This window comes from Lachnotalea glycerini, from assembly GCF_003201285.1.
GTDB classification, from domain to species: Bacteria; Bacillota; Clostridia; order Lachnospirales; family Lachnospiraceae; genus Lachnotalea; species Lachnotalea glycerini.
Genome location: NZ_QICS01000003.1, coordinates 264,651 through 286,777, shown reverse-complemented (window position 1 = coordinate 286,777; position 22,127 = coordinate 264,651). Strand labels below are relative to the sequence as shown.

General features: G+C 31.5%; 18 protein-coding genes and 1 pseudogene. 16 read left to right on the top strand and 3 right to left on the bottom strand.

Annotated elements, in window-relative coordinates; genetic code table 11:
• Position 1 precedes the first annotated feature (1 nt).
• From C8E03_RS21945 to C8E03_RS08735, 6 genes and pseudogenes are all read left to right on the top strand, one after another.
• The gene (locus C8E03_RS21945; RefSeq protein ID WP_170122953.1) at positions 2-175 is read left to right on the top strand and encodes a hypothetical protein; all 174 of its coding nucleotides are present in this window, start codon (positions 2-4) and stop codon (positions 173-175) included.
• Positions 176-266: 91 nt separating this feature from the next.
• Complete coding sequence (locus C8E03_RS08750) at positions 267-3,416, top strand: type I restriction endonuclease subunit R (protein ID WP_110290833.1); 3,150 nt, start codon at positions 267-269, stop codon at positions 3,414-3,416.
• Positions 3,416-4,141 (top strand): M48 family metallopeptidase, encoded by a 726-nt coding sequence (locus C8E03_RS08745; RefSeq protein WP_110290832.1) that lies wholly within the window; start codon positions 3,416-3,418, stop codon positions 4,139-4,141. The genes C8E03_RS08750 and C8E03_RS08745 overlap by 1 nt, the downstream gene beginning before the upstream one ends.
• Positions 4,142-4,153: 12 nt before the next feature.
• Complete coding sequence (locus C8E03_RS22435) at positions 4,154-4,630, top strand: hypothetical protein (RefSeq protein ID WP_242993460.1); 477 nt, start codon at positions 4,154-4,156, stop codon at positions 4,628-4,630.
• A gap of 15 nt (positions 4,631-4,645) precedes the next feature.
• Positions 4,646-4,984 (top strand): annotated as a pseudogene (locus C8E03_RS22430) (toll/interleukin-1 receptor domain-containing protein); the annotation flags it as partial.
• Positions 4,985-5,024: 40 nt separating this feature from the next.
• The gene (locus tag C8E03_RS08735) at positions 5,025-5,966 is read left to right on the top strand and encodes a hypothetical protein (RefSeq protein ID WP_110290831.1); all 942 of its coding nucleotides are present in this window, start codon (positions 5,025-5,027) and stop codon (positions 5,964-5,966) included.
• Positions 5,967-6,413: 447 nt separating this feature from the next.
• Here the strand turns inward: C8E03_RS08735 and C8E03_RS08730 are convergent, their stop codons facing one another.
• From C8E03_RS08730 to C8E03_RS08720, 3 genes are all read right to left on the bottom strand, one after another.
• Complete coding sequence (locus tag C8E03_RS08730; protein ID WP_242993458.1) at positions 6,414-6,872, bottom strand: helix-turn-helix domain-containing protein; 459 nt, start codon at positions 6,870-6,872, stop codon at positions 6,414-6,416.
• Positions 6,873-7,199: 327 nt separating this feature from the next.
• Positions 7,200-7,517: a hypothetical protein gene (locus tag C8E03_RS08725; protein ID WP_110290830.1), complete on the bottom strand. Its 318-nt coding sequence runs from the start codon at positions 7,515-7,517 to the stop codon at positions 7,200-7,202.
• Position 7,518: 1 nt separating this feature from the next.
• Positions 7,519-7,734, bottom strand: a complete 216-nt coding sequence (locus tag C8E03_RS08720) for a helix-turn-helix transcriptional regulator (RefSeq protein ID WP_110290829.1) — start codon at positions 7,732-7,734, stop codon at positions 7,519-7,521.
• Positions 7,735-8,200: 466 nt separating this feature from the next.
• Here C8E03_RS08720 and C8E03_RS08715 point away from each other — a divergent pair, with 466 nt between their 5' ends.
• The 10 genes from C8E03_RS08715 (at position 8,201) to C8E03_RS22695 (ending at position 21,822) form a co-directional block, all read left to right on the top strand.
• Positions 8,201-8,950 (top strand): LytR/AlgR family response regulator transcription factor, encoded by a 750-nt coding sequence (locus C8E03_RS08715; RefSeq protein ID WP_170122952.1) that lies wholly within the window; start codon positions 8,201-8,203, stop codon positions 8,948-8,950.
• 425 nt (positions 8,951-9,375) lie between these two features.
• The gene (locus C8E03_RS08710) at positions 9,376-10,248 is read left to right on the top strand and encodes a sensor histidine kinase (RefSeq protein ID WP_170122951.1); all 873 of its coding nucleotides are present in this window, start codon (positions 9,376-9,378) and stop codon (positions 10,246-10,248) included.
• Positions 10,249-10,857: 609 nt separating this feature from the next.
• Positions 10,858-13,848, top strand: coding sequence for a type 2 lanthipeptide synthetase LanM (gene lanM, locus C8E03_RS08705; protein WP_170122950.1), 2,991 nt, complete (start codon positions 10,858-10,860; stop codon positions 13,846-13,848).
• A gap of 56 nt (positions 13,849-13,904) precedes the next feature.
• The gene (locus C8E03_RS08700; RefSeq protein WP_110290825.1) at positions 13,905-14,111 is read left to right on the top strand and encodes a lichenicidin A2 family type 2 lantibiotic; all 207 of its coding nucleotides are present in this window, start codon (positions 13,905-13,907) and stop codon (positions 14,109-14,111) included.
• Between the two features lie 27 nt (positions 14,112-14,138).
• A complete protein-coding gene (locus tag C8E03_RS08695; protein WP_110290824.1) occupies positions 14,139-14,372 on the top strand; it encodes a lichenicidin A2 family type 2 lantibiotic in 234 nt (77 codons plus the stop codon).
• A 261-nt stretch (positions 14,373-14,633) separates the two neighbouring features.
• A complete protein-coding gene (locus C8E03_RS08690) occupies positions 14,634-15,353 on the top strand; it encodes a flavodoxin family protein (protein WP_110290823.1) in 720 nt (239 codons plus the stop codon).
• Positions 15,354-15,361: 8 nt separating this feature from the next.
• Positions 15,362-17,473: a peptidase domain-containing ABC transporter gene (locus tag C8E03_RS08685; protein WP_110290822.1), complete on the top strand. Its 2,112-nt coding sequence runs from the start codon at positions 15,362-15,364 to the stop codon at positions 17,471-17,473.
• A gap of 205 nt (positions 17,474-17,678) precedes the next feature.
• Positions 17,679-19,724 (top strand): S8 family serine peptidase, encoded by a 2,046-nt coding sequence (locus C8E03_RS08680; protein ID WP_110290821.1) that lies wholly within the window; start codon positions 17,679-17,681, stop codon positions 19,722-19,724.
• Positions 19,725-20,407: 683 nt separating this feature from the next.
• Positions 20,408-21,148 carry a reverse transcriptase domain-containing protein gene (locus C8E03_RS22700; protein ID WP_330410741.1) on the top strand — a complete coding sequence of 247 codons (741 nt, stop codon included), beginning with the start codon at positions 20,408-20,410 and terminating at the stop codon, positions 21,146-21,148.
• A 20-nt stretch (positions 21,149-21,168) separates the two neighbouring features.
• The gene (locus C8E03_RS22695; RefSeq protein ID WP_330410740.1) at positions 21,169-21,822 is read left to right on the top strand and encodes a group II intron maturase-specific domain-containing protein; all 654 of its coding nucleotides are present in this window, start codon (positions 21,169-21,171) and stop codon (positions 21,820-21,822) included.
• Positions 21,823-22,127: the final 305 nt, after the last annotated feature.

The following is a 22,127-nucleotide window of genomic DNA, read 5'->3' as shown; positions in this document are numbered from 1 at the left end:
TATGGCTAAAAATGGAGTTCCTGGTGATGGACATAGAAATGGTGCTGTTACAGACCGTTCACAAACATATAATCCAAAAACAGAGCAATGGGTAAAAAGAGATTCTGATACTGGAAGATTTATGGATGTGAAACAAGACGGAACACCTTTTAAAGGTGTAACAAAAGAGAAATAGTTACTGGTTTACAAAAGACAGAACGTCATCCGATTCAGAATGAGTCGGGTGACGAATAAAATAGATATTATCCTCATATGGAGGTGAGACAATGGATAGTAATTTATACTTGGAAGATAACATAAGTAAATGTCCTGCAATAGATTTATTAAAGCAGTTAGAATACACCTATATATCACCAGAAGACTGCATGGTACAACGTGGAAGTAAGTATCAGGTTTTATTAAAAGGAATTTTAAGAAATCAGCTCCGCAAATTAAATCATTTTGAATTTGGTGGTGTTGAGCAGGAATTTTCTTCAGCAAATATTGAAAGAGCTATTGATGATTTAGATGAACCGTTGACAGATGGACTTATAAAGACAAGTGAAAAGATATTTGATGCATTAATGCTCGGAAAAAGTTACCCTGAAACTGTTGGTGGTGGGAAAGTTCTTAGCTTTGATTTGAAATATATTGATTGGAATCATATTGAAAATAATATATTTCATGTAACAGAGGAATATTCGGTAGATAGCCATGATGGTGAACATAATGCAAGACCTGACATTGTACTTTTTGTGAACGGAATTCCATTTGCAGTGATTGAATGTAAAGCTCCTCATATTACAGTAGAACAAGGTGTAGAGCAAACTTTGCGAAATGAGCAAGCCGATTATATACCACAGTTATTTAAGTTCGCCCAGATTGTTATGGCAACCAATAAGAATGCTGTAAAATATGCAACAGCAGGTACACCAAAGAAGTTCTGGAGTGTGTGGAAAGAAGAAAATCAGGAATTTTTAGAGGAAAAGATTGCAGAGTGTATTTATGATAGGCAGCCAACTGTTCAGGATGAAAATATTATTGCACTATTTTCTAAAGAACGCTTAATGGAACTGACAAAATACTTTGTGATATATGATGCCAATGTGAAGAAAATCTGTAGATATCAGCAATATTTTGCAATCAAGGAAATTATTAAAACAATCAATACAAATGATATACAGGGGAATCGTCAAAGTGGTGTAATATGGCATACACAAGGGTCAGGTAAATCCTTAACGATGGTTATGCTTGCAAAATATATTTTGTTAGAGATGGCAAAATTAGAACCAAAGGTAGTAATAGTAACGGACCGAAAAGAGTTGGATAAACAGATTGCTAAGACATTTACCCATACAAGATGCAGGCCGGCAAGAGCTACTAGTGGTAAAAATTTAATTGGCTTAATTGATGAAGGAAAAGCAGATATTATTACAACTATTATTAACAAGTTTAATACAGTTGAAAATAGTGGATTGAAGTCTCTTGGTAAAGATATCTTTATATTGGTAGATGAAAGTCATCGTTCAAATTATGGTGAACTATCTACAAAGATGCGAGTTGTATTTCCAAATGCTTGCTATATTGGATTCACTGGAACACCTCTTATGAAAAGTGAAAAAAATACCATGACCAAGTTTGGTAAATTGATTCATAAGTATACCATCAAAGATGGTGTGGAGGATCGTGCCATTGTGCCATTGATATACGAAGGCAGATTTGTTGAACAGGCAGTAGATGAAGCTAATATTGACTTGTGGTTTGAGCAGACCACCAAGAAATTAAATGATAAACAGAAGATTGACTTAAAGAAAAAGTGGAGCAGCATGAAGCATCTTGGTTCCACAGAAGCACGAATAAAAAGAATTGCACTTGATATAAATAATCATTTTGTGGAAGGATACAAAGAAACAGGTTTTAAGGCAATCCTTGCTACAAATCGGAAAAGAGATGCAGTTTCTTATTTGACTTGTTTTGAACAGTTTGGAGATCTAAAATGCGAAGTATGTATTTCCCCTCCAGATATGAGAGAAAGTGTAACGGATATTGATGAATCAACAGATAATAGAGTGATTGCATACTGGAATAAAATGATAAAAAAGTATGGTGATGGAGATTCTTACGAAGACTCAGTGAAAAATCGATTTGTTGATGGTGATATCGATATACTGATTGTGTGTAGCAAGTTGTTAACTGGATTTGATGCGCCAGTATGCCAAGTGCTTTATATTGATAAAGAATTAAAAGAACACGGATTGTTACAAGCTATTGCAAGAACAAACCGTTTGGCGGATGGTAAGGACTATGGATTAATTGTAGATTACAGAGGTTTGATTCAAAAACTCGATGATGCAATGAATATGTATAGCGGTGCTGGATTAGAAAACTTTGAAGCAGGAGATTTACAAGGTGCCATTGTGGATGTAATTACTGTAGTTGGAAAATTGAGACAAGCTTATTCAAGACTTGATGATTTGTTTGTATCAATTCAAAATAAGAGTGATACAGAAGAAGTTGAAGTGTTTTTAGCAGACGATAAGAAACGCAAAGAGTTTTATGATTTACTTTGTGAATTAGGAAAGAATCTGTCTATCGTCTTAAATTCAGAAATTGCATATCAGGATATACCAAAAGAAGAAAGAATACGTTACCAGGATGCATTTATATTTTATTCAAAGGTTAGACGTTCGGTTAAGATTCGATATTGTGATTCTATTGATAATAGTGAATATGAACCATTGATGCAGAACCTTTTAGATAATCATTTATCTGTGGTTGGATTAAAACAAATTACAGCTCCAATAGACATCTTAAATCGGTCTGATTTTGAAAAAGAATTAGATGAGCTTGGAACTCTGCGATCAAAAGCGGATGCTATTCAGTCGAAAATGACAAAGAGCATCAGTGAGAAGTATGATGAAAATCCAGCTTATTATGATAGTTTTTCAAAAAGAATTAAAGATACGCTGCAGCAGTATAAGGAAAAGATAATTACTGATGCCGAATACCTGGAAAAAATGCGTTCGATTATGTCTGATTATGCATCCGGTGTGACGGATGTAAAATATCCAGAAAAGCTAAAGAATAATGTTCATGCACAGGCATTTTATGGTGTAGTAGGAGCAATATTAAATGATGAGATTGACAATCCTAAGAATGCATATTTAGTAGCGGAAGAATCGACATATGAAGCTGGTACAAAGCCAACAAAGCAAGACTTGATCGCAGACATTGCAATACAGATAACAAATATCATTGAAAAGCATAGCAGAGTGGATTGGACAAATAACAAGACGATTCATGACAGAATAGCACAAGATATAGATGATCTATTCTACGAGTATGAATGCGCTGGTAAGTTCAAATTAACGTATGATGTGATTGATAAAATTATTGAAAATGTTAAAACAACAGCATTAAGGAGATTTAAAAGCTGATGATATCTAATACAGAAATAAGAAATGTTCGGTGTGAGCAAAGAGTATTAGAATATCAGCTCACACGAAAGCAGGTAAAGAATATTAATTTACGTGTAAAGCCGGAAGGTCAAGTATTTGTATCAGCTAGTGAAAGTGTACCAGTTGAGTTTATTGATAATTTTGTCAAAGAAAAGCAGGAATACATAATACGAGCGCTGAACAAATATGAGGAAAACCGTAAGTATGTATCATTTGCTCCAAGGCAATATGTAAGCGGTGAAAGTTTTGATATATTGGGGAAAAGCCTACGGCTAAAAGTTATCCAGGGGAAGCAGGAATCAGTAACAACGGATGGCGTGTTTATATTTCTTACTTTAAGGAATAAAGAAAATCAAAAGCGTAAAGAGAACTTAATGAATAATTGGTTAAAAGAAATGCAAACTGGGACATTTGACCAGATTAGCAGAGAAATCTATCAGATATTCAAAAAATATGATGTGGAATATCCAATTGTAAAAGTTAGATATATGACATCAAGGTGGGGGTCCTGTCAGCCGAAACGAGGTGTAATAACTTTAAATAGTAAGTTGATAGAAGCACCAAGAAACTGTATAGAGTATGTTGTGTTGCATGAGTTCACGCACTTCATACATCCGAACCATTCCAAGAAGTTTTATGACTTTGTGGCAATGCTAATGCCTGATTGGAAGGAGCGGAAGATGGAACTGGAGAAGAGATTGTAGAAAGGAATTATTATGTCAATAAGTTCAATAGAAAGTAAGCTTCGCTCGCTTCAATCAGAAGTTGAACGCTTATCAAGAGAATTGGAACGAGAAGGTAATAAAGAAGTAGGATATCTTAAGGATATCCAAAGAATAGAGAAGTCTGTAAATAAAAATACCTCTATAACTCAAATAAAATCAAAACAACGCTCTATTGATTCTGATAATGAGAAAATTTTAAAAAGTAGAAAAAATCAAACAGATATTAATATGAAAATCAATAAAAAAAGAATAGAAATATCTAAAGTTCAGAGTGAATTGCAGAAGGAACAAGCTAAACTTTACGATGTTTCTCTCAAAAAGCAAAACGCTATTATAGAAGAACAGCGACAGTTGATTAATGAGATAAAAGTCTCTCCGTCTGCTACTGTAAATGCTAACATAGAAGAAAAAAAGGAATATGACTTTTTTATATCTCATGCGTCAGAGGATAAAGATGCAATTGCGTAACCGTTAGCTACTTCGCTAATAGATAAAGGTGCGAAAGTATGGTATGACAAATTCACGTTAAGGGTTGGAGATAGCCTTAGAAAGTCAATCGATGATGGACTTGCAAACTCAAAATATGGAATTGTTATCTTGTCTGAACCATATTTTAAGAAGTTTTGGACTGGAGAAGAATTAAATGGATTATTTGCTAAACAAGAAGATGGAAGAAAAGTTATTTTGCCATTGTGGCATAATATTTCAAAGGATGTTGTAAAGAAAAACAGTCCTATGCTTGCAGATATGCTAGCTTTAAAATCGGCAGATTTCACAGCTGAAGAATTAGCAGAAGAGTTTGTACAACTATTACAGATATAAACAAAAAAATGTGAAATTCATAATAATGAAAGGGTAAAATATGGGGAAAAAGAAAAATTATAATAAGATTCCTAAGGGGTTACTTGAAAAAATTAGTAATATGGAGTCAAGATATGTTAGGGTGGGTAAAAGATTAGTAATCAATAAAGAAAACATCGAACAATTTGAAAAGCTAGGAATAAAAATAGTAAATGAAAAATTAATCTATAGCAATAATATACTTCCATTAGCTGAGAACGGTAGGTATTCGAAGTATAATTGTGAAGGAAGAATTATTAAACGTAAAGATTTGCCATTGGTTCAAAAATGTTTTTGGGGTGAATGTTATCCTTACGGAAATTCAAATAGTAGTATGGTATCATATTCATACACAAAATCAGTATGCCAAGTTCAAGAATGGATGCCGCAGTTTATAAAAATTGTAGTAAAAGTAGAAAGTGAAGTAGGGGATACGTTCACAGTAGTATTTGAGCTTGATGAAGTATTAAGTAAAGATGATATAGATTTTGATAAAGAGTTATTATTTGCTATAAATTTGATGCAAGAGAATATTGGTTTATTTGAGGTATATTCACATAATATTGGACCAAGTGAGGCAGTTAAAATTGAGTACGTTGAATGGGAATTACTACCACCTGGAGAGGTGGATGATATATTCATCGAACATTACTTTGGAAAAAAGTCAAAGGAACAGCAAAGAGAGATACAGGAAAGATATAATTTTATTAATAGTCTAGGACCAAAATCATTAATAAAAGGTATGAATTATTTTTCCAAATATTTTGGTGCTAAATTTAGTGATGATATTGTAGTTTTGGAAAATATTGAAAGCGGTAATGCGATATATGTATTTCATCAGGAGTGGAAAGAATTATCAAAAATGTCTAGAACAAAACTGAGAAAAATACGTTCGGATAATGTGACAAGAATTGTACATAAAGGTAATTGGAAAAGTGCATTGGAATATGAAGTTAGAAAGTAGATTTCTTTTTTAAGTTACCATTACATAACAAGAAAATTAGAAATAGTTATAGATTTGAACCAAATGAGATAAAGGGATATACGGAATATTTAAATATTATAAAAGAATGGATTGAAAAGCGAGTAGTAGAACTAGATAAACCTATAAAGAAGGCTGATACCTCTATGATACCCAAAGCTTATTATACTCAAAATAATACATAGAATTCCCGGACTAAAAGCAATAAAATGACAGGAAATATATTAAATACATTCGCATTAAAGCGAATAGTTAGGAGTTTGAGTAAAAATTTTGAGCCCGCAAAGCCTTGTAAAATAAGGATTTGTGGGCTCTCTTTATGTCGTTTGGTACTATTTTGGTACTATGCGGACGTCTATTCTATGAATAAGAAAATCTCACTTTTTTGTGCAAAATCACAGATTTTGTATAAAATTCTTTCGGAAGGGCTTAGGCATGTGGCCAAGTAATCTTCCATTCAAAATAATCATTGGCACTAATGGTGCCATCCGCAAGTTCTTTTTTCTTTGTATTCCATTCTAACAAAAAATCATTTACCAATCTATATTCAAAAGTTAAAGCAACAGGTGCACCTGATGCCATGTACTCATTGTCATTGTAGGTCATCTTGACATCGGTATCCTTTGTCACAGTTTTCATTTCATTCAGACGAATGAGATTTCCAGGAGCAGTGTATTCGGGGAAATGTTTTCCTCTTCCTTCTCCGTCTGAATTGGAAGAAAGACTTTCTTCTAACCAGAACAGTGTTTCGATGATATCCTCGGCGGCGCCAAGACTGTAATCATCAAGTGCCTTGTAGTAACATTGTAGGACTTCAGCTATTTTAAGCAACATATCCTGCTTTGGGACATGAGCCCCAGTTTCGTACTTAGCAATTCGTACCGACATGCTTTTCCCTTCAAAGCCAAGAGCAGCGCCAAATTCGTCCATGGTCATTTTGCGAAATACTCTTATTTTTTAATTCGTTCACCAAGAGTCATAAAGAACCTCCGTTCATATTCTAATCTTATTTGCTAAGAAAAGTATAACGGTCAAATGAAAAACTAAATTCCAGTTCTACCCGATTTAATTTTTCACTTTACGTTCAGATGGTAATGTGATTTAGACATAAAAATCCTTCATAAATAGATTTTTGCTATTTACTTTGTCTATTTCTGAAGAAGGATATTAAAACTAGTGGTTTTGATTTTTTTTCTATTGTAATGGGGTTGATATTTATAGCTTACGATTATAATAGATAAGTCCAATAAGTTCTATTAAATTTCGAAGACCGAAAAATAGTATCCCTATTAATAATATTCTTTTAATTGGAATTAGTATTTCTTGTATTGTTGGCATAGTTATTAGAATTGCCACTATAAGAATTAATAACCAATCGGAAAGCTCTGCAAAACTTTTAGCTTTTAGCATAACAAAAGTCCAACGCTCATCATTTTCATTTTGTACTTGTCTTATAGCTCTCCATAAATAGAGCCACAATGTAGATACTATTGCTAGTGCTGTTAATATAATTATTATTATTTGTTCATTCATTTTATTGATCCTCCAATGCTTTATTTTCTTTTAAACAGTATAAATCTTCCATTGATACTTTAAATATTTCTGCTATACGATATGCTAGAATAAGAGATGGTTTATATTTCTCATTTTCAATGGATATAATTGTTCTTGACGAAACATTCACTAATTTTGCTAATTCTATCTGTGTCATATTTGCTTCTGTTCGGAATTTTCTGACATTGTTTTTCAATTTTGCACCTCCTTTTGATGTGAAACAAACTTCATGTGAAGCTAGCTTCATATTATATTAAATAGAATGTAATGTCAATAGGAAGTTGAATTAATTAAAAAGAATGAGTGTAGGAATACAATACATATGTTACATTATTATAAAATAAATAGAGAGAAGTGTTATCCTTTATGTTATATTTGAATTACCACAAAACAAAAAAACAAAGGAGCTTCTCGCTATGGCTAGTATAACACAAGATATGTGATACCGAATATCACTAATTAATTATTCGAGCAAATATTAACTGTCTTAGATAATTTTATTAAACATGGTGTAACATATGTTTGACAAACTTAGAAACATAAATTTTAGACAAATCAATATGTAAATAATTGTCAAATTTGGTATTATTATGTACAATAATATAGTAGAATCTACATTATTGTATATTTCACTATATAAACTTAATAAAGGGGAGATTAAAATGTTGTATATAGGAATTTGTGATGATTTCATTGAGGCACGTAAGACAATATTTAATTTATGTGAAGAATATTTTAAAGAAACTATTATGAAACATGAGTATGTTTTTTTTAATAGTGGTGAAGAAGTATTATTATATTGCGAAGGAAATGATAATGTGCAAATTGATATATTATTTCTAGATATAGAGATGCAAGGAATAAGTGGCATTGACTTAAAAAAAGAAGTTTTATGGCAAGATAAAATAGCTCGTATTGTATTTGTAACAAATCACAGTGAAAGTATTTACAATGCATTTAGCAAAAAAACAATTGGATTTATTCCAAAGCCTCCTTCACAGGAAAAGATTAAGAAAATGCTCTTAATAACTTTAAATGAGATAGAAGAAAATATTGCATTAAAGATTAAGGATTATGATGGAAAATTAATAGAAATATTTATGGAAGATATTGTTTTCCTTAAAGCGTCTGGCAGTTATACAGAAATTTATACAAAAGGTCCAGAAGGCGGTTCGGGAGAATTTATTTTAAGTACTAAGAAAATGGGGGATTTGGAAAAAGAGATGAGGATTTATCCTATTATAAGAGTACATAAATCTTATATGGTAAATCTAGCAAGTGTGATTGATTTTGGAGAGAAGATTTTAATTCAGAACCTATCTATGGAGATACCGGTGGGAAGAAGATATAGGGAGACAGCAAAGATAAAATATTTACAATATGTGAAGAATAGGATTAAAAAGAGATTATGAAAAATAATATCATATATTTATTAGTATATTTATTTACAGAATTTTTTACTTATATACTTGCTTATGTTGCTATTTTTCACGCTCCCTTGATACGTATAAAAAAAGTCTGGATGCGAGTTGTAGTTATATTATATTTATTTCATTTATTGATATTGCAGTATGTAAATATGGAAGCTACAAGTGCACTTAGCATGATCACAATGGTAGTTATACCAATATTTTTACTTAAAACAAGAAAAATGGAATATTTCCTATTATATCCCTTTATTGTGATTGGATCCTCGGTTATAGGTGTAAGTTTTTCGTTTTTGCTAGCGACAATTCTTAATATACCAGAACATATTATTGCGAAGGGGAATTGGTATACAATTCTGTGCCAAAGCATACAAAGTATAGTACTCGTAATAGTTGCAGGATATAGAAAATTGAGAAAGAAGGAAAATTTTCAAGTAAGCCTAGATTGGAAACAATATGTGCTATTTTATATTGTAGTCGTATGTCTTTTCTTTATGTTAGCGCCGATACAGGGATTAACCCAGAAATACAGTTCTGATCAGTATATAAATTTGAGTGGTTTGTTTGTTTCTATAGCATGTATTGTGTTAGTTATTGTAACAATATGGCAGGGAATTATAGTGAATCGTGAAATACAGTTAAAGGAACTTAACAAAAAGAATGAAGAATATATAAAATTACAGAAGGAATATTATGAGAATCTTTTAAAGCAAGACGAGAAGATGCGTCGTTTTCATCATGATTTGAATACCCATATAATGGTAATAAAAGCGCAGTGTCAAAATGGTGATTACAATGAGCTGGAAGATTATTTAAAATGTATTGTGGAAGAGTCGGGAGTGTTTTCGGTAGAAAGCTATACTGGAAATAAGAACGTGGATGCAGTGCTTAGACAACTGTTCGTACAAGCAAAGGAACAGCATATAAAAATAGAAATAGATGGGAGTTTACCCATAAAAACACGAATAAGTGAATTTGATCTTTGCACCATTCTATCAAATCTTGTAACGAATGCTATAGAGGCATGTGAGAAGATTAATGAAAGTTCAATTCGCAATATTAAAATATTAACTAATGCATATAATGAGCAAATCTTTATTTCTGTAAAGAATACGATTACAGGAAATATCATTTTAAAGGAAAACCATCTAATAACAGCCAAAGAAGATAAAAAAAACCATGGGATAGGGAGTAGAAACGTAGAAAATACTGTAAAAAAGTATGACGGAATAATTGTGTACCAATATAAAAAAACTTGGTTTATAGCAGAAGTTATAATTTAAAAAAATGTACTGTGAAAAAATAAAATGATACTGTTTCTATATTTATGTAAACATAAATATAGAAATTAGGATATTATAAAAATATTGATAGGGCAGAGCCAATTTATACTGGTTCTGTCCTTATTTGCATTATACAAAAATAATGTATAAAAAGGACGAACTGTGTCGTTTGTGAAAAAAAGATGCTATTCATGGAAATTTGGTTGTATTATTTTAGTTAATACAGTAATATTTTAAAATAAATTGAAAGGGGTATAAATATGTTAGCGGTAATTGATTGGAGCTGGTTTTTAAAATTTTAGGGTAATAAGTATAATTAGTAGTTTGGTGCATGTATAAGTTATATTTAATACATGCCTTAACAACTAAACTCTATTAAAAGTAAAAATGCAGTCTGAAAATAATTGAATTCAAATATAAGGATTAAAAGAATATTATAAAAAATCTATATTTTGGGTGGCTTTCCACTTAAAATGCTTATTTTAGTAATAAAATAATAATCAGATATAGATACTTAAAAAGAATAAAATTTCTTTAAAAATTTAATAGAATATTTTGCTAATAGATAAAAATAAAATTTCAATGATTAGTATGGAGGAGGGTTTGAAAATGAACTCTATTATTAAAAAAGCAAGAACAATACAAGAAAATTTTAGAAACTATTCGGAAGATAAAAAAGTTGATTATAGTTTTTTTAATGAATGGAGAGATGTGCGCACTTTATTATCGGATAAATACTTTGACGAGATGCTAAAAGTAAATGATATAACCAAAGATGAATTTGCCTATTCTCTTCAACCATCAGATGATATAGCTATAAATGAGGATGGTTGGTACAATGATTTTTCGAAAATAATGGAGCAATTTGATTATAGTAACATAGATTATAGTTTAGGTGTTAATCTAGCGAGTTTTCCTTTTAGTAAATACTTTAGTATAGAAATAGATAAAATAGTAGAAAGAACTAAAAATCTAAAAATCAGCAAAAATGTTATTGATTCATTTATAGCCGCTCATGCAATTGAAATGTTTAACATCGTTGGTAAGCTGGTGGCATTAAAACTAGCCATATATAAAAATTCTCATACATTTGAAAGTGATAATCAAGAGGAACGCTTTATCGAATTTTTAAAGAGAGCTTTTTGTTCAAAGCAATCTTTTTATATATTTTATGAGGAGTATCCAGTTGCAGCACGAGTAGCTACTGTTAGAACTAAGTATCTCATAAAAAATTATACAGACATTCTAGAGCATTTAGATAAAGATTATGAAGATATAAAGAAATTTCTAAATAAGGAATCATTGGAATTGACTGATATAAAATTATCTACCGGAGATTCACATGAGCAAGGTAATTCAGTCTCAATCTTGAATTTTGAAGAAAAAAAATTGGTCTATAAACCAAAAGATTTAAGAGTTTGTACAGCATTTGAAAAATTTATAATTTGGTACGCTTCTTCTTCGGATTTATTAGAGCTTAAAATCCCTAAGGGAATATATAAAGATAAGTATTGTTATAATGAATTTATTGAAGCAGAATACTGTATAAATGAAGAACAGGTTGAAAAATTTTATATAAGATATGGGTATTTGATAGCAATATGTTATTTGTTAAATATAAATGATTTACATTTAGAGAATGTAGTTGCATGTGGAGAATATCCAGTAATTATTGATATGGAAACCTTATTTCAAAGTGTTGCAGAATTAAAAGATGAGTCAATATATTTTGAATTGATTAATTACCTGGAGGTTACATCAGTTGCTAATTCTTTATTGCTTCCAAAACAGGTACATATAGGAATAGATGGTACGGTTGACCTAAGTGCACTTAATGGGAGAGAAACTGAGACAAATCAAAAAATTCTTATGCCTAAAATGATTAATACAGACGATTTTCATTATGAAAATGTGAAGAGTATGTTTGTTGGAGGTAATAATATTCCTAAATTTAATGAAATTGAAGAAGTAGATGTATCAAAATATAATATGTTAATTTATGATGGGTTTAATGATTTTATTCATTTCATTATGAAAAATAAATCAGAGTGTATTAGGACACTTGATTCATTTAAAGGGAAAAAGATTCGTTGCCTGACAAAATCAACAGAAAAATATGCATCTATGATTAGATTTGCGAATCATCCTAATTACAATAGCGAAATGAAATATCGCGAGAGACTGTTGATGAATGTATGGGCTTATCCATATCAAGATAAAAGGATCGTAAAAAGTGAGGTAAGGGATATGTTATATAATGATATTCCTATTTTCTTTACATATGTAGATTCTAAAGATTTAGTTGATAGTCATGGGGAAATATATACTGATTTTCATAATAAATCGGGTTATGAGTTGGCTGTTAACAAAATCAATGAGTTGTCAGAAAAAGAGATTATAAGGCAACAATGTATATTATTATTAGCTTTAGGCATTTTCAATCCATATATGAACCAAAAGGTAATGAAACGAGATATAAATTACAATATTAGAAAAGTAGATTGTTTGAAACAGGCAAAAAAGATTTCGGATGAATTAATGAAGGAGGCATACGAGAGAGAGGATGGCTGTTCCTTTATTAATATTGACTGTAATGATAAAAAGGAATGGAAATTAGTACCACTTGATGAGGCTCTATATGGTGGATTAAGTGGAATAGCAATATTCTTTTTGGAAATGTATATAAGAACAAAAGAAAATGCTTATCTAGTTAATTATAAAAAAATTATTAAAACAGCTATTGAGCAGACGAAAAACACAATATTTGAGAGTGCCTTTACTGGTTGGCTATCCCCTATGTATCCGTTGATTTTGGAGTATAAATATTTGGGACAAATTTGTGATACTGAATATTTAGATTTTACAGCAAAAAAATTAAAAGGTTTGAAGGTTGAAGATATTAGAAATTTGAAGCAATCTGATTATGTTTCTGGTATTTCAGGTACTATTAGATTGTTAGCACTCTTGAATGAAACTTTTGGAGATAAATATGTTACCCAAAATACCATAAAAAATTTCGGTGTAGTTTTAAAAGAGCGATTAGAAGATAAGAATGAAGTTTCTATAGCAAAATCAGGTATTGCACATGGTATTTGTGGATTAATGTATGGACTGATTTCAGCAGGGTTAATCGAACCCATTAAAGTTAAAGATATGTTGAGCAAAGAGGTACAAATAGAAATATTGGAAAAGGATGGTTATAAGTGGTGCTGGGGATTGCCAGGAATGATACAAGCAAGACTTGCAATCTTGAAAATTAATTCTGATTGCATCGACATTAATCAATTGAACGAGTTGATATTAAGATTTGAAGGTGGATTAACAAATCTGATTAATAATGATACTCTTTGCCATGGTAATGGAAGCATCATCATTACCTTAAAAATGATATATGATTACACCCAAGAAAATAAGTGGCTGTCTTTGATGCAATTATGGATTTCTAATGTCAATATTAGTTCGTTGTTTGATGGATATAAAGTACCAAAAGTTGCTGATGTTTCTGCAAAGGGAATATTTGATGGCTATTTTGGGATTGGCTGGATGTATTTATATGCATCTGGTTCAATTAATAATTTACTTTTGCTTGAAACTAAATAAGAATGTGTACAGTTCTGATTTAGTTTTAAATATATTATTTGGAAGGAGAAAGGCTCATGGCAAATATAAACATGAAAGAAATTGTTGGTGATACTTTTGAAGATATGAGTATTGCAGAAATGACAATGATACAGGGATCTGGTGATGTTAATGCGGAAACAACGATCGAATTATTTATTTCAGTTACACTTGCTGCAACAGCAGCTGCAGGCTCATATGCTTCAGGAGTACAGGTAGTAAAAACTATTAAGGGGAAATGTTAAAAAATTATTTGTAAAGGAGAAAGAATTATGTCAGATATTAATATGAAAGAAATTGTAGGCGATACTTTTGAAGATATGAGTATTGCAGAGATGACAATGGTACAGGGATCTGGTGATGTTGGAGCTGAGTTTACTACTTCACCTGCTTGTGTTGCTTTATCCGTAGCAGCTACTCAAGCGTCATCTGCTCGGTGTGCAATAGCATCGGCTGGAGTTGCTAGTTTGGTTTCAGGAGCAGTGCATTCAGCATTAAAATGCTAAGTTGAAGGACTAATCTATAGTTTAGCACAAAGTTTTCAGATCGCATTTGAAATGTTTTATAGAATCAACATCTTCTATCAAAAAGTGATTAGTGGTAATGATGAGAAGTAATTTTAATTACATACCAATATTTTATCTCACATGACTTGATTTTGTTGTTCGCGTTTGTAGATAGAAAACTAGGTAAGGAATGATTGCAAACAAACTTAGATAGACAATTGTCTATCTAAGTTTATATTAAAAACAGATGAGGTTAATTAAATGAAAAAGGTGTTCGCTTTAATTGGTAGTAGACAAAAAAAGGGAAATACAATTACATTTGTAAAAAACATAACTAAACAATTAAGTAATGAAGAATTTCAAGTTGAGTATGTATTTCCACAGGATTATGACATAAAGCCTTGTGTTGGATGTAGCAAATGTTTTACCAATTGCAAATGTGTTAATAAAGACGACATAGAATTGCTACAACAAAAAATATTAGAATCTGATATTTTAATAATTGCGTCGCCTGTGTATCTTCACTATTTCACTGGGGATTTAAAATTAATATTAGATAAATTGGCTTGGTGGGCTCATACATTCAGATTGCAAGGCAAGCCAGTTGTGGTATTAAGTACATGCAGTTGTAATGCTTTTACATCTGTAATTAAACCACTTAGTAGCATTATTAGTTATATGGGTGGTAATGTAATTGCGACAGCAAATGCGTCTTATTTTCCAAATCAGATAAACAATTCAAAATGGCTATCTGAAGTATCGCAGGAAATTGCAAAGCGTATAAGTAAATATGTTAATTTACCACCACAATCAAATAAAGACATTGAGAAGCTATTTCCTAGCTCGAAGTATATGGTAATGTTGCAGTCAGATACAAAGAGTACAGTAGGTGTAGAGCCATGCGAATACAATTTTTGGAGAGACAGTGGTATGTTAGAGTATAATTCTTTTGAGGAATATCTACAGTCGATAGGGAGGTGATTCAATAATTGAAAGTTCATTTTCAGCAACAATGTGAGCATTCTGAATGTGGGTTAGCATGTGTTTCAATGATTATAGATTACTTTACCAAGAAGACGAAATTATCAAGTCTAAGAGAACAATATGGGGTTCCGAATGGTGGGTATAATTTATTACAGCTTCAAACTGTTTTGAGTGAAAATGGTGTTACTTCAAAAGCAGTCAAAATTGATGCTAAGTCAGTGAAAGCTGTACCTCTTCCTTTTATCGCTTTTTGGGATCAAAAACATTTCGTTATAATTGAAAAAATTACTTCAAAACATATATTAATCATAGATCCAGCAATTGGTAAGAAGAAAGTAATGCGTGAAGAATTTGAAGAACATTTTTCTGGGATAGCATTGTATGTAACAAATAATGGGCATAGAAAAATCCAATTATCTAAAGTACATCCTGTTATTCTGAAGATTGCAAAAAAAAATATTATTCTCTTATTATTGACATTGATTATATCAATAATAATGCAGTGTTTAAGTTTGGTTATACCATATGCTATGCAATATATTATTGATAGATTAGAATTTTCAAAAGTCTTAGTTTTCAAATCAATGCTAATAATTATTATCTTGCTCTTTTTAAATTATTTCACATTTAACCTAATTAGAACTAGAGTTATAACGAGAATGCAAACTACGTTCGACAAAAATTTTTTAAGTACAACCATTATTCAATTGCTTGATTTGCCATATTCGTATTTTGTAAATAGAAGTAAAGGGGAACTTATATATAGAATAAATTCAAATTCATATATTCGCCAGATATTGATTGATCAGATGATAGAGTTGATTATAGATATAATCTTCTTTTTTTTGTATTTATTTGCAATGTTTTTTTATAGTGTAAAATTGGCTATATTTACAATTATTATAGCATTTATTTTATGTTTTTTTTCATATATCAACGCGAAGGTTAATCGCAAAATTCAGCAGAATGAGATAGTGGTTCTAACAAAAGCACAGGATATGATTAATGAAATTGTAAATAATATTTTTACAATAAAGTCTACTAATTCTCAGAGAAATATGTATTGCAAGTGGGAAGATAATTTTGATAAACAAGTTGGTTTAGAAAAAGAAAAAGCTAAGTGTTCATCTATTCTATCTAATATGACACAAACCATTCAGACTTTTTATTCTTTATTTATAATTTTTGGTGGATATGTTTTGGTTTGTCAACAAGAAATAACCCTAGGTGGCGTAATTGCATTTAGTACAATTGGTGTATCCTTCCTGAAACCTATTTTATCGATTATGAATTCTTATAGTCAAATACTAATGATTAAATTATACTTGGAACGACTATTAGATATTTTAGATACACCAAACGAATCATCACTTATGGGAGATAAAAACCCTTCTAATTATAAAGGTGAGATTACATTAGAGAATGTATCGTATAAATATAGCGAATTTTCACCATTGGCAGTTTCAGATGTATGCTTGAAAATAAACCCATATGAAAAGGTTGCTATTGTTGGAGCTAGTGGTTCTGGTAAATCTACTCTGCTTAAAGTAATGTCATGTTTATATCTGACAACATCAGGAAATGTTTATTATGATGATTATAATGTTAAAGAATTGAATATTCATAAATTGAGAGAAAAAATTGGCATTGTATTACAAGAAAGTTGCTTATTTAAAGGAACTTTTAGGGAAAACATTACAATGGGAAGGGATTTTACTGAAGAAGATATTTTAAAAAATATTCAAGTCACAAAATTGGGAGAACTTGTAAATAGTTTTCCTTTGGGGTTAGAAACTAATATATCGGAAAGTGGTCAGAATCTGTCAGGTGGTCAGCGACAGAAAGTTGCGATTGCAAGAACAATTATATCAAATCCAAGTATTATATTTTTAGATGAGCCGACAAGTGCGCTTGACAATGAATCTGAAAAGACGGTTATGGAATATTTGCTAAATATAAAAGCCACTATGGTTGTGGTTGCGCATCGACTCTCAACAATAGAGAAGTTTGATAAAATAATTGTAATGGATAATGGTAAAATTGTTGAAACTGGTTCACATAATGAATTAATGAAAAAAAATGATTATTATGCTCGATTGTATAATATTTCTTTATAAAATATTTAAAAATGGAATCGATTCTTTGGTTGAGAGCGGTTAAGCTTATCATATAAATATTAGTAGTATTGGAGTTATTACTAATCGAGATAGATTGGTTTTAGAAATTTGTAAAGTTAAAAATAGTATGAATATAGAAAAGTAAAATAGAAAACAGATTCATTTATAGTTGTGACTTTTTTTGTGTGATGGAAAGGGGATTTTTATGAAAATGAAATTGCATCCAATAAAAATAATTACTGCAATTTTGGTAATATTTTTATTAAACAATATTGTTGACATGACTGAGGTCTGTGCAGCTGAAGACAATAAAAATGAAATGGACATATTGTTAGTCGAAAATATAGATATACAAGAAGTAAGCTCTTTAATACAGAAACTTGATAGTGATATAAATATTACTGAATATGAGGAAGTTAATCTTATTCATGTGGAATATCCAAATACAATTACTAGTAGTGAGATTGCTAACAATGAAAATATAAAAAAATATATAGAAATTTCTGGCTTTTTACCAGAGATTGTAGTAGATCCAATTGATTTAGGTAGTATATCTTCAGACAGTATTAGTGTTGAGAATGAAGAATTAGATAGTGCATCTAGTGTGACGAATGAACAAATATTTAAAAGATTATCTTGGCATGTAAATGAAGTGACCGGAGATGGAAAATCTTTAGAACTATCATCAGGTAATAATACAAAAATTGCCATAATTGATAGTGGTGTTGATTATAATCATCCTTATTTAAAAGGCAAGATAAACTTGAAAAATGCTAAGTCATATGTTGATAGTGACAGCAGTATACTTGATTACAATACTCATGGAACCATGATAACAGGAATAATAGCTCAGTTAGCACCTGATGCCACAATAACCCCATATAAAGTTCTGGATGCATCTTCAGGTGAATCTTTATGGACTATAAATGCACTTATTGATGCTGTTAATGATGGTAATGATATTATTAACATGAGTTTAGGTACATATAAATATACTAATAAAGAAAATGAAAAGTTAATTATCAATGCTTATAAAAGGGCTCTTAGATTTGCTAGAAATAATAATGTTCTTGTGGTTGCATCAGCAGGAAATTATAGCTTAGACTTAGATTCTCAGTATGAGGTAAATAACATTTTACATTTACCTGGAGGAGTTAGTGATGTTTATACTGTTTCAGCAGTTAGTAATAAAAAACTAGCAAGTTATAGTAATCATGGTTATTCTGTTGATTATTGTGCACCTGGCGGAGATTTAGTCTATGAAAATGGCTATTTAGATATAACCGCTTGTATGTATGTTCTCTACCCAACTTACATAGATAATGGTTTAGCGACGATTGGTATCCCGCAAGGATATACGTTTTCATATGGTACAAGTTTATCTACAGCGATTGTTTCTGCTGGATTAGCGGATATTTTATCTTATTGTAAAGATAACTATAAATTTTATAAGGTTAGTGATGTTGAAAATATCCTTAAGGCTGGTGCAAATGATCTAGGTGAAAAAGGAAAGGATTCATTATATGGTATTGGAGAAATTGATGTATATAGTTCTTTGCAGCAAGCTGATGATTTAATTTTAGGAAGCATAGAGAAAGATAGTGATACTACTTATACATATCATAATGATACTATGAGTTTACGTTACTCTATTACTAGTGAATATGAAAATAATTACCAGGTAGAAATTGCTGTTACGAATACAACAAAAGAAACAATACATAATTGGGAAATTGTATATAATACGGATGATGTCATTGAGAGTATCTGGAATGGAAAAGCTAGTCAGGCAGATGGTTATACCGTAGTAAAGAATAATGGTTATAATCAGGATATTAAGTCTGGAGAGACAGTAATTTTTGGGTATATTGCAGTTAAAGAAGACGAAATTAATATTCCTAATGAATTTAATTTTACTAATTATTATTCAATTACTCCTGCTAATTATGAAATTAATTACAGAATTGATAACCAGTGGGATAATGGTTATATTGCTTCAATTATTATTACAAATACATCAGATGTAATAATTGAAGATTGGAAGTTGGATTTTGAATTTGAAGAAAACATTGACACTTTATGGGGAGCAAATATTTTGAATCACGATGATAACCAGTACACAATTATAAATAATCCAAGTAATTATAATATTTTACCTGGTGAATCAGTAACATTCAGTTTTACTGTTACAAATACTAAGGGTGAACAAGAACCAGGATATTTTGAGCTGCTTAGCACTGTAACTGAATAATTGAAATGAATCATGTATAATAATTATTGTAATACAGTTTTCAGTGCCTGTTTTATTAGAAAAATGCAGTGTATTTAGAGAAAATGTATCGGCTCTATTTTGGCTCTAAAAGTCTTCAAAGTCAAAAATAATAGAACGAAAAATATGATTTAGAAAAGAGAAAAATACACAAATGTGTACCCAAGGAAATATAAATTTGACATCAGATCAAGAGTTTGAGTAAAAATTTTGAGCCCGCAAAGCCTTATAAAATAAGGGTTTGTGGGCTCTCTTGTGCGCCCAGCATGGGCGCAATCTTAAGGGTTAAAGTCCCTAGTCTGCCCTAGTAGTGGGAAAGACATAGCTGAACACCAAGGGTGTCCATCGTGAGGTGGAATCTGAAGGAAGGTGTAGGCAAATCTCTGGTCTGACGAACAGAAATCACATCAGGCTACAGTTAAGGATAAGACTGCAAGACAAGTCGAAGTCCAATAACTACTCGGAATTAACTGTAGTAAATGTGGCAGATAGATGGAGAGGAAGATTGCGTCCTTACCTGGGGAGGTCTCATGGACATAGCTAATGCAATAAAATATTTGCGGTTATGGTTGAAATAAGATTTATCATGAGAAGTCAGCCGAGGTCATAGTACCAACGCAGTTGCAATGAGTTGGGAAGGACTGAACTTTAGGAGATGTGAGTAAATGAAAGTAACTAAGACTGAATTTAAGGACAGACAACTTCATATTGAGGACTATCTGCAAATGGTATCTGCGGAACAGAAAGAGTATGCAGAAGTGTCCGTTCAATCGAGGATTGCTGAAAACAACGACATCATCACAGATTTTCAGATGGACACATTATTGGAGAAGATTTTACAATCGGATAACCTGAACAAGGCTTATAAGAAAGTGAAATCAAACAAAGGGGCAGGCGGTGTTGATGGGATGAACGTGGATGAACTTCTATCGTTTCTCAAAGAAAACCAAAAGCAACTTGTCCAAAAGTTGAAAGATGGGAAATATAAACCAAATCCAGTCCGTAGGGTAGAAATACCAAAAGAAGCAAAAGGAGAAATTCGAAAACTGGGCGTACCAACAGTGGTTGACCGTGTGTTACAACAGGCAATCACACAGGTACTTACCCCGATATATGAAGAACAGTTCTCGGAGAACAGTTATGGTTTTCGACCGAAACGAGGTGCATTTGATGCACTAAAACAATGTCAACAGAATGTGAATGATGGATATGTATATGTGATAGATATGGATTTAGAGAAATTCTTTGATACAGTGTGTCAAAGCAAACTTATTGAAGTGTTATCCCGTACCATCAAGGATGGCAGAGTAATATCGCTCATTCACAAATATCTCAATGCGGGAGTAATCAGTAATGGGATGTTTGAAAAGACAGATGTCGGAATGCCACAAGGCGCGGACCACTAAGTCCACTACTTAGCAATATCATGCTAAATGAGTTGGATAAGGAATTAGAACGCAGAGGGCACAGATTTGTGCGCTATGCGGACGATTGCATGATTTTCTGCAAAAGCAAAAAGAGTGCAGTAAGAACCTTAGAAAATATCATGCCGTTTATCGAAGGAAAACTTTTTCTAAAAGTGAACCGAGAGAAAACCAAAGTGGCGCATGTCAGTAAAGTGAAATATCTTGGTTACAGTTTCTACAGATACAAGGGAAAATGTAAAATGAGAGTACATCCTAAATCAATAGCGAAAATGAAAGCAAAGTTAAAAGAACTCACATCGAGAAGTAACGGATGGAGCAATGAATACAGAGTATTGAAATTAACGCAATTCATAAGAGGATGGGTGAATTATTTTGCAATGGCAGACATGAAACAACTGCTAAGGGGGACAGATGAATGGTTACGTCGTAAAATAAGGGCTATCTATTGGAAGCAATGGAAGAAAATCAAGACGAGATACCGAATGATTAAGAAATTTGGTATGCCTGAATGGAAAGTACATGAATTGGCAAACTGTCGCAAAGGAATGTGGCGGTCAGCAATAATGCTGAATAGTGTACTTACAAATAAAGTAATAGCCAGCCTTGGGTATATGTCCATGGCTGACTACTATCTGAAAATATGTGAAAACTAGAGAACCGCCGTGTACCGAACGGTACGCACGGTGGTGTGAGAGGTCGGTAGGTAAATTAATTACCTACCTCCTACTCGATTATGTCGTTTGGTACTATTTTGGTACTATGCGGACATCTATTCTATGAATAAGAAAATCTCACTTTTTTGTGCAAAATCACAGATTTTGTATAAAATTCTTTCGGAAGAGCTTAGGCATGTGGCCATGTAATCTTCCATTCAAAATAATCATTGGCACTAATGGTGCCATCCGCAAGTTCTTTTTTCTTTGTATTCCATTCTAACAAAAAATCATTTACCAATCCA

Bases quoted from the DNA above. Each gene is read 5' to 3' on its own strand.
- C8E03_RS21945 (WP_170122953.1), top strand. From the start codon at position 2: ATGGCTAAAAATGGAGTTCCTGGTGATGGACATAGAAATGGTGCTGTT.
- C8E03_RS08750 (WP_110290833.1), top strand. From the start codon at position 267: ATGGATAGTAATTTATACTTGGAAGATAACATAAGTAAATGTCCTGCA.
- C8E03_RS08745 (WP_110290832.1), top strand. From the start codon at position 3,416: ATGATATCTAATACAGAAATAAGAAATGTTCGGTGTGAGCAAAGAGTA.
- C8E03_RS22435 (WP_242993460.1), top strand. From the start codon at position 4,154: ATGTCAATAAGTTCAATAGAAAGTAAGCTTCGCTCGCTTCAATCAGAA.
- C8E03_RS08735 (WP_110290831.1), top strand. From the start codon at position 5,025: ATGGGGAAAAAGAAAAATTATAATAAGATTCCTAAGGGGTTACTTGAA.
- C8E03_RS08730 (WP_242993458.1), bottom strand. From the start codon at position 6,872: ATGTCGGTACGAATTGCTAAGTACGAAACTGGGGCTCATGTCCCAAAG.
- C8E03_RS08725 (WP_110290830.1), bottom strand. From the start codon at position 7,517: ATGAATGAACAAATAATAATAATTATATTAACAGCACTAGCAATAGTA.
- C8E03_RS08715 (WP_170122952.1), top strand. From the start codon at position 8,201: ATGTTGTATATAGGAATTTGTGATGATTTCATTGAGGCACGTAAGACA.
- lanM (WP_170122950.1), top strand. From the start codon at position 10,858: ATGAACTCTATTATTAAAAAAGCAAGAACAATACAAGAAAATTTTAGA.
- C8E03_RS08700 (WP_110290825.1), top strand. From the start codon at position 13,905: ATGGCAAATATAAACATGAAAGAAATTGTTGGTGATACTTTTGAAGAT.
- C8E03_RS08695 (WP_110290824.1), top strand. From the start codon at position 14,139: ATGTCAGATATTAATATGAAAGAAATTGTAGGCGATACTTTTGAAGAT.
- C8E03_RS08690 (WP_110290823.1), top strand. From the start codon at position 14,634: ATGAAAAAGGTGTTCGCTTTAATTGGTAGTAGACAAAAAAAGGGAAAT.
- C8E03_RS08680 (WP_110290821.1), top strand. From the start codon at position 17,679: ATGAAAATGAAATTGCATCCAATAAAAATAATTACTGCAATTTTGGTA.
- C8E03_RS22700 (WP_330410741.1), top strand. From the start codon at position 20,408: ATGAAAGTAACTAAGACTGAATTTAAGGACAGACAACTTCATATTGAG.
- C8E03_RS22695 (WP_330410740.1), top strand. From the start codon at position 21,169: ATGCTAAATGAGTTGGATAAGGAATTAGAACGCAGAGGGCACAGATTT.